This window comes from Pseudomonas sp. FG98 (assembly GCF_057808595.1).
The window spans coordinates 1-12,281 of sequence record NZ_JBMDIJ010000072.1; the positions used below are offsets into that span (position 1 = coordinate 1).

Genomic DNA, 12,281 nt, shown 5'->3' on the forward strand with positions numbered 1-12,281 from the left:
TGCCATGAAGAAGATTGTCCCCGATCCACCTCCCACCCTCTGCGTCGGCCCCGGTCTCTATCACCACGACGCCATCGTCAGGGCAGCGGAACACCTCAACAAAGCCATACACGGTGCAGGCGCATTGCCTGATGTCCCCTCTCCCCGCAACGAGGCGATGCTCAGTACCGTTCTGCTGCAGATGAGGATTGCCAAGGCCTTGCTGGCCGTGGCGCTGTCGGCTTCGCCGGTGACGGTGGAGGTGTAGCAGAAAGGCCGGACATAGCGTTGTCGCTGCCGGCCCCATCGTCGGCAAGCCGACTCCCACAGGGTTCCGGGTGCGCTGCAGAATTCATGCCCGACGCGGCCCCGTGGGAGCTGGCTTGCCAGCGATTTGCATGGGTATCTACACATCTTCCGGTTTACACAAACCGCCTGTGCGACATGGTCCGGGTAGGAGCTGCGTCGACCTTTGCCCGGGATGTGTAGATACTCATGCAGCGATTTGGCCCGACCAGACGAAACCCCGACGGGCTCGGCGGGTACCTGGCCTGACTCAACATCCCCCAAGCCTTACGCGGCTCATTGCCCAGCAAAGCTCGCCAAACAATGTTGCATTTGAGGCCAAAACCGCCCCTGCTTCCGACTTTCTTGTAGGCAATTTCCCAAGCATACTTCCCGGCCCCAGTAACTGGTTGCGTCTCCTGGAAACGGTGCCTAGGCTGCGTCGGTCGTCGCAAAATCGACGGCACGGATTAGCAGTCCGAATGCATAAGTGACTCAACCACGCCCCTTTTATGGCGGCTGTGCGTGTGGGCACCTTCGGGTGCGCCGGGTTTCTCCTATGCCTCGGTCTGCTAACCCACGCACGGTCGCCACCCTTCGTTTAGCAGCGACGTCTGGCGACTCCGATCAAAATAGGAGAAATGCCATGAAGAAGATTGTCCCCGATCCACCTCCCACCCTCTGCGTCGGCCCCGGTCTCTATCACCACGACGCCATCGTCAGGGCAGCGGAACACCTCAACAAAGCCATACACGGTGCAGGCTCATTGCCTGATGTCCCCTCTCCCCGCAACGAGGCGATGCTCAGTACCGTTCTGCTGCAGATGAGGATTGCAAAGGCCTTGCTGGCCGTGGCGCTGTCGGCTTCGCCGGTGACGGTGGAGGTGTAGCAGAAAGGCCGGACATAGCGTTGTCGCTGCCGGCCCCATCGTCGGCAAGCCGACCACAGGGTTCGGGTGCGCCGGAGAATTCATGCCCGACGCAGCCCTGTGGGAGCTGGCTTGCCAGCGATTTGGCCCGACCTGGCGGCACCGTCCCGGTGACGGGCAACGCAAGCTCCCCATTGCCAAACCCGGCACAAAAAGGTGAAATTGCAACAAATTCTCATTAGCGACTCCTTCCCATGTCCGCCGACGATTTCGCCTTGCGCTCCGCCGTCCATGATCTCTACAGCAGCCACAGCGGCTGGCTGCGCGGTTGGTTGCGCAAGCGCCTGGACAATCACAGCGATGCTGCCGACCTGGTGCAGGACACCTTCGTCCGGGTGATCAAGGCGCGTCAGGCCACGGATATCCGTCAGCCACGGCAGTACCTGAGCACCGTGGCCAAGGGCCTGGTGATCGACCTGTTCCGCCGTCGCGCCCTGGAACACAGCTACCTCGAAGCCCTTGCCGCGATGCCCGAGGACAACTGGCCATCGCAGGAAACCCAGGCCATCGTGCTGGAGACGCTGATGGAGATCGACCGCATGCTCGACAGCCTCGGCGACAAGGTGCGCCAGACCTTCATCCTGTCGCAGTTCGAAGGCCTGAGTTATCCGAAGATCGCCGAGCGCCAGGGCATCTCGCTGCGCACGGTGAACAACCATATGGCCAAGGCCATGGAACATTGCGTGCTGATCCGCATGGGCCTGCTATGAGCGCCGCCCGCCCCGCCCTCGCCCCCGCCGAACGCGAAGCCCTGCGCAGCGCCGCGCAGTGGTATGCGCGGCTGTCGTCAGGGATTGACACCGAGTCCGAGCGTCGCGACTGGGAGCGCTGGCATAACGCCGATCCCCTGCATCGCCAGGCCTGGCAGCAGGTCGAGTCGGTGCGGCTGATGGTCGAAGGCGTGCCCGGCAACGTGGCCGCGTCGGCGCTGCACCACTCGCGGGAATCCCGGCGCCGGGTGCTGCGCCAGCTGCTGGTGCTGGCCGGCGTCGGCACGTTGGGCTGGAGCGGCTGGAACAGCCAGTGGCGCTCGGCACTGATGGCCAGCCATCACACTGCGGTCGGCGAACAACGTCGGGTGACCCTGGCCGATGGCAGCCAGTTGCTGCTGGACAGCCAGAGTGCCCTGGACGTGCGCTTCGACGCCGAGCAACGGTTGCTGCGCCTGCTCAGCGGCCGGGTGCTGGTGGAGACGGCGGTCGATGGCCTGGCCCGGCCCTTCCTGGTGGAGGTGCCGCAGGGTCAGGTGCGCGCCCTGGGCACCCGCTTCACGGTGCAGACCGAGGCGCAATTCTGCGAAGTGGCCGTGCTGGAAAAGGCCGTTGAAGTCCGCCCCGCCGCCAGCGCCCAGGTGCTGCGCCTGGAGGCTGGGCAGCAACTGCGCTTCGACCGCACCCGCCTGGGCGAGCCCTGGACCAGCGACCCGAGCGTGGCTTCCTGGCGCAGCGGCAGCCTGATCGCCATCCAGCGCCCACTCGGCGACCTGCTCGATGAACTGGCGCGCTACCGTCACGGCTGGCTGCGCTGCGATCCGTCCATCGCCGGCCTGAAGATCTCCGGCGCCTTCCCCCTGGACAACACCGACCGCGCACTCGCCGCCCTGGAAAGCGGCTTCGGCCTGCGTATCGTGCGGCGTACCGATTACTGGGTCAGCGTGTTGCCGGCACAGGCGTGAAACGACAACGAAAAATATTTCGATTTGCTTTGCACTGTTTGCCCACCCCGCTCGGCCAATCCTCAGTAGACGCCGTTTTGCACGGTTTCATTTGGGGGAGGAACACCATGAAGTACCCGCACGCACGCCTGCTGACACCAGTAGCCGTGGCCATTCGCCTGAGCTTTTGCGCCCTCGGCGCCGTTACCTTGCCAACAGTGGTCTGCGCCGCCGAAACCGGCGCCACGCAGTACTACCACATCCCGGCCGGCAGCCTGACCGCGGCCCTCAGCGCCTTCGCCTCGGCCTCGGGCAATGCCCTGTCGTTCGATGCGGCGCTGGTCCAGGGCCGCCAGTCCGGCGGCCTCGACGGCACTTACAGCGTCGCCCAGGGCTTCGCCCTGCTGCTCAAGGGCAGCGGCCTGCAAGCCGTGCCGCAGAGCAACGGCAGCTACGCGCTGCGGCCGCTGCACAACGAAGCCGGAACCATGGAACTGGACGCCACCACCATCAGCAGCCAGCGCCTCGATCCGACCAGCGAAGGGACCAACGCCTACGCCGCCCAGGCCGTGACCATCGGCAAGGGCGTGCACAGCCTGCGCGAGACCCCGCAGGCCGTGACTGTGCTGACCCGCAAATACATGGACGACCAGAACATCAACACCGTCGACCAGGCCATGGAAAAGACCCCGGGCATCGTCGCCTACGAGTCGCCCATGGGCGGCAAGTACTTCTACTCGCGCGGCTTCATGATGCAGGGCCAGTACCAGTACGACGGCGTGCCGCTGGACGTGGGTGGTGAGTACGTGCAGGCCAACAGCTTCTCCGGCGACATGGCCCTGTATGACCGGGTCGAGGTGCTCAAGGGTGCCGCCGGCATGCTGAAGGGCTCGGGCAGTTCCGCCGGCGGGGTCAATTTCGTGCGCAAGCGCGGCCAGGCCAGCCCCACCACCAGCATCAACCTGTCGGCCGGGTCGTGGGACAACTATCGCGGCCAGGTGGACAGCGGCGGTCCGCTCAACGAGTCGGGCACCCTGCGCGGGCGCGCCGTGGTAGCGCTGCAGGACCGCCAGTACTTCTACGACGTGGCCAAGCGCAACGACCAGATCATCTATGGCGCCCTGGACTACGACATCACCCCGGACACCACCGTCGGCCTCGGTGTCGCCTACGAACGGCTGGACGCCACCCCGTGCTGGCACGGCCTGCCGCGCTACAGCAATGGCAACGACCTCAAGCTCAGCCGCTCCACCTGCCTGGGCGCCTCGTGGAACAACTGGGAGAGCGAGCGCACCACCGTGTTCGCCGACCTGGCGCACACCTTGAACGAAGACTGGACCTTCAAGTTCGCCGGGGTCTGGACCCACAACGACCAGGACATCAAGTACGCCCTCTCGGAAACCCCGGGCGGCGTCACCCCGGGCGCGACCACGGCACCGTCCTCGGTGTATTCCGGGGTGTTCGACTATGACCAGAGCGACTACGGCTTCGATGCCTACCTCGACGGCAAGTTCGAGGCCTTCGGCCTGCGCCACGAGCTGATCATCGGCGCCAACGCCAGCCGCGCCACCACCCACGACCGCTGGGCGCTGATCAACATGACCGGCCTGCTCGGCGCCACGCAGGACCCGTTCAACCCCAATCCGCACCTGCCCGAACCTGCGGACTCCTACTACCCGTCCAACTCCTACCGCGGCGGCTCGGTACCGAACGAGTCGGACACCCGGCAATTCGGCACCTACGCCACCCTGCGCCTGAAACTGGCCGAGCCGCTGACCTTCGTCCTCGGCTCGCGGGTCAGCTGGTACCGCAACAGCCGCGACTCCTACACCGAGGCCTGGGACTACTGGCAACACGACCGCAGCCAGGAAAACGGCCAGGTCACGCCCTTCGCCGCACTGGTCTACGACCTGAATGAAAACTGGTCGGTCTACACCAGCTACGCCGACATCTTCCAGCCGCAGAGCACCTACACCGACGAATCCGGCAGCCCGCTGCAGCCCAAGACCGGCGCCAACTACGAGATCGGCATCAAGGGCGAGTTGCTGGATGGTCGGGTCAACACCGCGTTCAACCTGTTCCGCACAGTCGAGGAACATCGTGCGGAAACCGACTACAGCACTACCTGCATCGGCTCCTCGGACGGCTACTGCTACAGCGACGCCGGCAAGGTACGGGCCCAGGGCTTCGAAGCGGAAATCAACGGCGAGGTCATCGACCGCCTGCAACTGCTGGCGGGCTACACCTACACCGAGACCCGCTACCTGGACAGCGTCAACGACAACCCGCAGGAACCGACCTTCTCCACCAGCTACTTCCCTCGCCATCTGTTCCGCGCGTGGAGTGACTACCAACTGGCCGGTGACCTGGAACGCTGGAGTGTCGGCGCGGGTGTAACGGCGCAAAGCGACGTCTCGGTACGCAGCACCCGGCCGGCGGTGACTTCGGTGCAGGCCGGCTATGCCATCTGGAACGGCCGCATCGCCTACCGCATCGACGACCACTGGACCGTGGCGCTGAACGGCAACAACCTGTTCGACAAGAAGTACTACCAGAGCGTCGGGGCGGTTTCGTGGGGCAACTTCTATGGGGAGCCGCGCAACTTCATGGTCAGTTTGAAGGGGACGTTCTGATCTTTTGCCCTTGCTGGCCCCATCGTCGGCAAGCCGACTCCCACAATGACCGCGTGCACCGCAAAACCTGTGGGAGCTGGCTTGCCAGCGATGAGGCCGGCGCTACCAACGGTACTGTCAGATGTGGCCAAAACACTGCCCGCGCTACAAGCCCCAAGCCCTTGACCAGCACAAAGCCACCATGGACGATGGCCGCTCTCTGAACAAGGACGAACAGATGCTGCGAATACTCGGCAAAGCCACCTCGATCAACGTGCGCAAGGTCCTCTGGACCTGCGCCGAAATCGGCCTCCCCTTCGAGCGTGAAGACTGGGGCTCGGGCTTCCGCGCCACCGACACGCCCGAATACCTCGCCCTCAATCCCAACGCCATGGTCCCGGTCATCCAGGACGGCGACTTCACCCTGTGGGAATCCAACAGCATCATCCGCTACCTGGCCACCCGCTACGGCGAGGCGGCGCTCTATCCTGTCGAGGCCCAGGCACGCGCCAGGGTCGATCAATGGATCGACTGGCAAGCCTCGGACCTGAACCGTTCGTGGAGCTACACCTTCATGTCGCTGGTGCGGCATTCGCCGTTGCATCAATCGCCTGAAGCGCTCGCCGCCGGCCAGGCGGAGTGGGCGCGGTACATGGGCATCCTCGATCGCCAACTTGCCAAGACCGGCGCCTTCGTTGCCGGCGAGCAATTCTCCCTGGCCGATATTCCCGTGGGGCTATCGGTGAATCGCTGGTTCGGCACGCCGTTCGAGCGTCCAGAGCTGCCGGCGGTGAGCGATTACTACGAGCGTCTGAGCGAGCGATCGGGCTACCTGCTGCATGGGCGTAACGGGACGCCTTGAGGCAGCCAGTGCCTGATCCGTCTCGTGCTCAGTGCTCCAGAAACCGACGAACCTGCGCCGCACCGCGCAAATGAATCACCGGCACCTGCGGCGCCACCCGCTGGCGCACCGCATCGATGCCCTCTCGATAGCCACTGTCGAATTGCCAGACGAACTTGAGGAAATCGAGAAAGGCCCGGTCGAACTGCTCGTGGCAGCCCGGCGCCAGGTCCGGGCGCGAGCGCTGGAATGCGCTGCGCCGGATCACCCGCCACAGGCAGGTCCAGCGCGGGGTGTCGAGCCAGATGACCAGGTCGGCGCGGGGCAGGCGCAGATCGAAGGTGCGCCGTGCGTAGTTGCCTTCGCAGACCCAGCTTTCGCCCGCGACCGCTTCGCCCACACGCTGGCGAAACTGCTCGGGATCCGGCTCGACCCAGCCGGGCTGCCAGAACAGTCTGTCCAGATGCACCACCGGCAGGCCGAGACGCCGGCCCAGCTCCCGGGCCAGGGTGGATTTGCCGCTGCCGGCATTGCCCAGGATCACGATCCGGCGCATGGGGGACTTCCTGTCACGAAAAAAGGGTCGGCGATTCTGCCGGGTTTCTTCGCGGTGTCAATCCCTGGGCTCTGCTATCGCCGCATGGATATCTACACATCTTCCGCTTTATCCAAACTACCCATGCAGCACGGTCCAGGTAGGAGCTGCTTTAGCTGCGAAGGACCGCACAGCGGTCCCAAAACCTGTCAGCGCGGTGGGTCTGGATAAACGCGCCAGATCAGGAGCTCGTGCGGGATGGTTTCGGGACCGCTAGCGCGATCCATCGCAGCTAAAGCAGCTCCTACCTGGACCGCGCCGAGCACGGATACTCCAACTGGCCAAGAACCCCGTGGGAGTCGGCGTTGCCGACGATGAGGCCAGCAGCCTCGAATCAATCCTGCTGGTCTGCGCTGTTCTTGCGGCCCTCATCGCTGGCAATGCCAGCTCCCACAGAGACCATGCAGATCTTCAGAAATCCGCCCGCAACGTCACCGTGTAATTACGCGGATCCCCATAGTGGTTCGCCGCATACAGCCAGCCGATCGTCGAGTAGTACTTCTTGTCGAACAGGTTGTTGCCATTCAGCGAAACACTGAAGTTCTTGTTGATCCTGTACGCCACCCGCGCATTCCAGATCGCATAGCCGCCCTGCTCGATATCTCCGACGCCATCGGTGCCGCCGAAGTTGGTGTGGTAGTTGGCGCTCTGGATGTTGGCACCACCACCGACAGTCCACTGATCGAGGGTGTCAGGCAGGTTGTAATCAGCCCAGAAGCGCAGCATGTGCCGCGGGGTGTAGCTGTTGAAGGTTTCCCCAGCGCTGGACACATCGTCGTTCGGGTCGTTGCGGTACTTGGTGGTGGTGTAGGTATAGCCGGCAAACAATTGCAGCCCCGCCAGTACCTCGCCGCTGATCTCGGCATCGAAGCCTTCGGCGCGCACCTTGCCACCGGCCACATAGCAATCGTTGTTGCACGCCGGATTGTTGGTGTACTGGGCGCGGTTTTCCTGGTCGATGCGGAACAGCGCGAAGCTGGTGTTGACCCGGCCATCGAGCAGTTCGCCCTTCAGGCCGATCTCGTAGTTGGAACCGGTCATCGGCTTGAGCGTGGTGCTGTCCACGGTCAGTTCGGTCTGCGGCTTGAAGATATCGGCGTAGCTGACGTAGGTGCTCCACTGCTCGTTCAGCGCGTAGATCAACCCACCGTAAGGCGTGAACTCACCGCTTTCGCGGGAACGGGCCGGGTCCGGCGAGGTGGTGTTGAAGCGGTTCAACTCGTAGTCGTACTTGTAGCTGCTGGAACGTCCGCCCAGCACCAGGGTCAGCGGCTCGGCCAGCTTGTAGCGGACCACGCCGTATACGCCGTTCTGGCTGATCTTGCCGTGGGTCGTGCCGGCGTAGGTGGTACCGAGCAACTGCTCCATGGTCGGGCGCTGCGGCGACACCGGATCGTAGAGATTGATCGCACCGAGGTTGAGCAAGCCGCCCTGCAGGTCGTCGGTCTGCAGATCGCTGGCATTGGCGCCGACCACCACTTCGTGTTCCAGGTCGAAGGCGCGCCATTTGCCGGTGAGGTTGATGTCGAGGCCCTTGTTGACGTTCTCGAAGTCGTAGAGATAGGCGCGCGAGCGCATGCCGTCGCCGGTGGCCGGATCGACCGCGCCACGGCCGAAACTGTAGAGGATGTAGTTGGTTTCCCGCAGGTAGCTGCCGGAGGCCTTCAGGCGCCAGTCGTCGTTGAAGTCATGGGTGATATCGGCAAAGTAGGTGGTCTGCTTGTTGTCCCATTTGTTCCAGTCGGCACCGGTGAAGGTCGAGCGCCCGGCGTTGATCGCGCTACCGTCCTTGTTGCGCGGCAGGCCGCTGAAGAAGGGTACGGCGTGCAGGTCTTCGACACTGGCACCGGCGGCCACCGTGGTGCTGTCGCCGAGGTCGTATTCGAGGATGCCGTAGAGCACGTTCTTGCGGCTTTCGGCGGTGTCGTAGAAGTAGTTCTGGTCTTCATGGGCGGCGACCAGGCGCCCGCGCAGCGAGCCGTCGGCGTTCAGCGGCGAGCTGGCATCTATGCTCTGCCGATAGGTATCCCAGGAGCCGGCGCTGGCGGTGACGGACAGCGCCGCCTCGGCCTTGGGCCGCTTGCGCACCAGGTTGATCGCCGCCCCCGGGTTGCCGCTGCCCTGCAGCAGACCGTTGGCGCCACGGAGGATCTCGACGCGGTCGTACAGCAGAGTGTCGGAGGTGAAGCTGCTGCCGATCGCGTAGTAGCGGCGGTCCAGCGGCACGCCGTCGTACTGGATGGTTTCCACCTCGAAACCGCGGGAATAGATGTACTTGCCGCCCGACGGACTCTGGAAGGTGGTGACCCCGGTGGTCTTCTCCAGCACCTCGTCGAGGGTGTCCAGGCGCTGGTCGTCCATGGCCTTGCGGGTGACCACGCTGACCGACTGCGGGATGTCCTTGAGGCGATGGGTCGACTTGCCGATGGTCACCGCATTGGAGGTGTAGCTGCCCGAATCCTCGGTGCTGGCATCGAGGTGCCGCCCGGTGATGTTCAGGGGCTCCAGGTTCATCGCGCCGGTGGCAGGCAATGGCTCCAGACCGTAGACGTCGTCCCCACGACGCACGGCCTGCAGCCCGGTGCCCGCCAGCAATTTCAGGAAGCCCTCCTCGATCCCGTAGTTGCCCTGGAGGCCCGGGCTGGACAGGTCGCGGACCAGCGCCGGAGTGTATTGCAGGGTCACCCCGCCCTCGCTGGCGAAGCGCGCCAGCACCTGGGCCAGGCTGCCGGAGGCAATGCTGTAGGTCTGCGGCGCCTGGACGGATGCGGCCACGGCGGACAGGCTCGCGCCCTGCAGGGCGAGGGTCAGCGCACTGAGGGCAAGCAGGTGTCGATAACGCGGTGAAGAAGAGCGGATCATGAACAGAAGGTCCCTATGTTTTTGGCAGTTCCATACACAAGGACTGACGAGTCTGGAAAACGGGCCAACTTTCCTCAACGCGCGCTAACGGTGACCCAATAGCGGGTGCGGTACTCGACCTGGACCGGCAGCGTGGCGGGCAAGGCGGCGAGGATGCGTTCGCTGTTGTCCAGCTGGAAGGCGCCGCTGATCAGCAGGTTGGCCGCCTCGGGCTGGCACCTCAGCCAGCCTTTGCGATAGCGCGCCAGCTCGCCGAGAAACTCGGCCAGCGGCATCTCTTCGACGATCAGCTGGCCGCGTGTCCACTGGCTGTCCTGCTCCCGTGCCGGGCTCGGCGTTGCCTGCCCGCGTGCCGCGAAGAGCAGTTGCTGGCCGGCGGCGATGGTCTGTTTCGGGCCATGGACAGGCGTGACCAATACCGCGCCCTGGAACACGCTCAACTGCGTCCGGCCATCGCGCTGGCGTACCAGGAAGCGGGTCCCCAGCGCTTCCATCAGGCCCTCCGCGCTGGCAACACGCAGCGGCCGGTGCTGCGTGCTTTGCCGGTCGGCGCCGCTGTCCACGAGGATCTCGCCACGTTGCAGGATCAGCAGCCGCTGGCTCTGGTCGAACTCCACGTCGACGACGGTATCGGTGTTCAGGTCCAGCGTCGTGCCATCCGCCAGGGTCAAGCGCCGGCGCTCACCGACCGCGGTGGCGTAACGCTCCAGCGGCACCACCTGGCGATAGCCGACATAACCGGCGGGCGCGAGGATCGCCAGCGCCAGCAGTTGCTTGAGTACCTTGCGCCGCTCGCGGTTCAGCGTGCCCATGGCCAACCGCTGCGGCAGCAAGCCCAGGCGCGCCTGCACCCGCTCGGCTTTCAACCATGCCTGCTCATGCTCCGCCGCAGCAGCACGCCAGCGCGCACAGGCTGCCCGCTGCGCCGGGCTGACTTGCTCGTCGAGCATCAGCATGTGCCAATGGGCGGCCTGGCGCGCCACTTCCGGGGTAATGCGGGAAGGTTGTGCGCTCACAGGAAATCGTCTTCGAACAGGATGCAGGCTTCCAGCGCCCGGGCCATATGGCGCTTCACCGTGCGCTCGCCGATGCCCAGGCGCGCGGCGACCTGCACGTAGGTCGCGCCCTCCAGTTGGACCATCAGGAACACCGAGCGCACGATCGGTTTCAGACCATCGAGCAAGGCGTCCAACTGCTGCAGGGTTTCGCGCATGCACAGCAGCTCTTCTTCCGACACGGCGAACAGTTCGGGCAATTGCGCGAGCATTTCCAGGTAGGCACGTTCCAGGGACTGACGGCGGAAATGGTCGTAGACCAAGCGGCGGCCGACGGTGACCAGGTAAGCGCGGGGGCGTTGCAGGCTCAAGGTTTCACCGGCTTTGCGCTGGGCCTGGAGGATACGCAGAAAGGTGTCCTGGGCCAGGTCCGCCGCCTGCGCCGAGCAGCCGAGGCGACGGTACAGCCATTGCTTGAACCAGCTGTTGTGCTCGGTGTAGACCTGGGTCAGTTCGTCGTTGATCACGGGGTGCCCTCCGGTGGGAGGGCGCATCGTAAATGGTAATTATTATCAGATCAAATGCAGTGGCGAGGTTAATGCGACTTCATGGCTTGAACGGATCGATCCAGCCAGGCCGCAGTCCTGCCTCGTATTCTTGGCGTACGTAGTCGAGCGACTCTGCGCATCCCATTTCCGCCTCGATAGCGCCTATGCATCTCCAGCAATCCCCGCCGGTATCGCCTGATAGCGGATCGTCCGGATTGTCGAGTAGGCATGCGCAGATCGTGCAATTTTCCGGCTTTTTGCTGCTTGTCATAATACTTTTCCGACACGTTCCGTCTTAGCCTCTCGCGTGCTCCCCCGAAGCATAAAAAGCGGGACTATCAAAAGCGGGGCAGATTTATTTTTATCAATGATCCTTGAGAAATGTATCTATCCCCGCTGCTCCACAGGGATAGAGCAGGCGCATTTTTGTTTTCTGCTGTCAGGGAAGCGGGAGCTGGATAGTACCGCAAACCCCACTACCGAACGGAAAAGTCAGCTGCCGTCCGCTACGTAGTAGAGAATGTACCCGGAGTACACCAGAGAACCGGCAGCAACTTCTGCTTTGAAGCACTCTGTGAGCGCGTCCTCGTCAGCAAAGCCATATTCCGTCAACTTGTCACCTGCAAAACCAGCAAGCCGCCATGCGTCAAAACCGCCGATTTCACCATAAGTCCCAAAGTCAAAATCTACTGTGCCCGTGGGGAGGCTAACCGCGCAGCCATAACCGTGCTTGAAGTAACGGACTCCGCCTTCCAGCTCCCCGTGCTGAGGAATGTCAGTCCCCACCCAGTCCATATTGGTCAAGGGCCGCGGGATACCAGATCGCTGCATCATCTCAACAGCAGCGTCAACGCTTGCTTGGTAATCGCTAATCAAAATGGCGAGTTGGTTATTCATACAGGCTCACGTCATAAGCAGCACTGGGTCTAGAGACCGGGTAGCAATCGAAGCAAATGATGGCCAGCTTTTGGCCAATAGTTGC

Annotated in this window: 11 protein-coding genes; 6 read left to right on the plus strand and 5 right to left on the minus strand. The window is 63.7% G+C overall.

What is annotated here, in order from left to right:
- From ACODSK_RS26335 to ACODSK_RS26360, 6 genes are all read left to right on the plus strand, one after another.
- Positions 1-247: hypothetical protein (locus tag ACODSK_RS26335; RefSeq protein WP_489020118.1), on the plus strand; the 247-nt coding region annotated here is incomplete at its 5' end.
- Between the two features lie 663 nt (positions 248-910).
- Positions 911-1,153 (plus strand): hypothetical protein, encoded by a 243-nt coding sequence (locus ACODSK_RS26340; RefSeq protein WP_489020120.1) that lies wholly within the window; start codon positions 911-913, stop codon positions 1,151-1,153.
- A gap of 233 nt (positions 1,154-1,386) precedes the next feature.
- Positions 1,387-1,902 (plus strand): sigma-70 family RNA polymerase sigma factor, encoded by a 516-nt coding sequence (locus ACODSK_RS26345; protein ID WP_489020121.1) that lies wholly within the window; start codon positions 1,387-1,389, stop codon positions 1,900-1,902.
- Positions 1,899-2,867 carry a FecR domain-containing protein gene (locus tag ACODSK_RS26350; RefSeq protein WP_489020123.1) on the plus strand — a complete coding sequence of 323 codons (969 nt, stop codon included), beginning with the start codon at positions 1,899-1,901 and terminating at the stop codon, positions 2,865-2,867. Before ACODSK_RS26345 ends, ACODSK_RS26350 begins: the two co-directional genes overlap by 4 nt.
- A gap of 107 nt (positions 2,868-2,974) precedes the next feature.
- Entirely contained in the window at positions 2,975-5,479 is a 2,505-nt protein-coding gene (locus ACODSK_RS26355; RefSeq protein ID WP_489020124.1) for a TonB-dependent siderophore receptor, read from the plus strand.
- Positions 5,480-5,696: 217 nt separating this feature from the next.
- On the plus strand, positions 5,697-6,320 hold the full coding sequence (locus ACODSK_RS26360) for a glutathione S-transferase family protein (RefSeq protein WP_489020166.1): 624 nt from the start codon (positions 5,697-5,699) through the stop codon (positions 6,318-6,320).
- Between the two features lie 28 nt (positions 6,321-6,348).
- Here the strand turns inward: ACODSK_RS26360 and ACODSK_RS26365 are convergent, their stop codons facing one another.
- From ACODSK_RS26365 to ACODSK_RS26385, 5 genes are all read right to left on the minus strand, one after another.
- Positions 6,349-6,855: a P-loop NTPase family protein gene (locus tag ACODSK_RS26365; protein ID WP_489020126.1), complete on the minus strand. Its 507-nt coding sequence runs from the start codon at positions 6,853-6,855 to the stop codon at positions 6,349-6,351.
- Between the two features lie 450 nt (positions 6,856-7,305).
- Positions 7,306-9,756: a TonB-dependent siderophore receptor gene (locus ACODSK_RS26370; protein ID WP_489020128.1), complete on the minus strand. Its 2,451-nt coding sequence runs from the start codon at positions 9,754-9,756 to the stop codon at positions 7,306-7,308.
- Between the two features lie 74 nt (positions 9,757-9,830).
- The gene (locus tag ACODSK_RS26375; RefSeq protein WP_489020130.1) at positions 9,831-10,772 is read right to left on the minus strand and encodes a FecR domain-containing protein; all 942 of its coding nucleotides are present in this window, start codon (positions 10,770-10,772) and stop codon (positions 9,831-9,833) included.
- Positions 10,769-11,278, minus strand: a complete 510-nt coding sequence (locus tag ACODSK_RS26380) for a sigma-70 family RNA polymerase sigma factor (RefSeq protein WP_489020132.1) — start codon at positions 11,276-11,278, stop codon at positions 10,769-10,771. The genes ACODSK_RS26375 and ACODSK_RS26380 overlap by 4 nt, the downstream gene beginning before the upstream one ends.
- 513 nt (positions 11,279-11,791) lie before the next feature.
- Positions 11,792-12,196, minus strand: coding sequence for a DUF6896 domain-containing protein (locus ACODSK_RS26385; protein ID WP_489020134.1), 405 nt, complete (start codon positions 12,194-12,196; stop codon positions 11,792-11,794).
- Between the last annotated feature and the right edge of the window lie 85 nt (positions 12,197-12,281).

Bases quoted from the DNA above. Each gene is read 5' to 3' on its own strand.
- ACODSK_RS26340 (WP_489020120.1), top strand. From the start codon at position 911: ATGAAGAAGATTGTCCCCGATCCACCTCCCACCCTCTGCGTCGGCCCC.
- ACODSK_RS26345 (WP_489020121.1), top strand. From the start codon at position 1,387: ATGTCCGCCGACGATTTCGCCTTGCGCTCCGCCGTCCATGATCTCTAC.
- ACODSK_RS26350 (WP_489020123.1), top strand. From the start codon at position 1,899: ATGAGCGCCGCCCGCCCCGCCCTCGCCCCCGCCGAACGCGAAGCCCTG.
- ACODSK_RS26355 (WP_489020124.1), top strand. From the start codon at position 2,975: ATGAAGTACCCGCACGCACGCCTGCTGACACCAGTAGCCGTGGCCATT.
- ACODSK_RS26360 (WP_489020166.1), top strand. From the start codon at position 5,697: ATGCTGCGAATACTCGGCAAAGCCACCTCGATCAACGTGCGCAAGGTC.
- ACODSK_RS26365 (WP_489020126.1), bottom strand. From the start codon at position 6,855: ATGCGCCGGATCGTGATCCTGGGCAATGCCGGCAGCGGCAAATCCACC.
- ACODSK_RS26370 (WP_489020128.1), bottom strand. From the start codon at position 9,756: ATGATCCGCTCTTCTTCACCGCGTTATCGACACCTGCTTGCCCTCAGT.
- ACODSK_RS26385 (WP_489020134.1), bottom strand. From the start codon at position 12,196: ATGAATAACCAACTCGCCATTTTGATTAGCGATTACCAAGCAAGCGTT.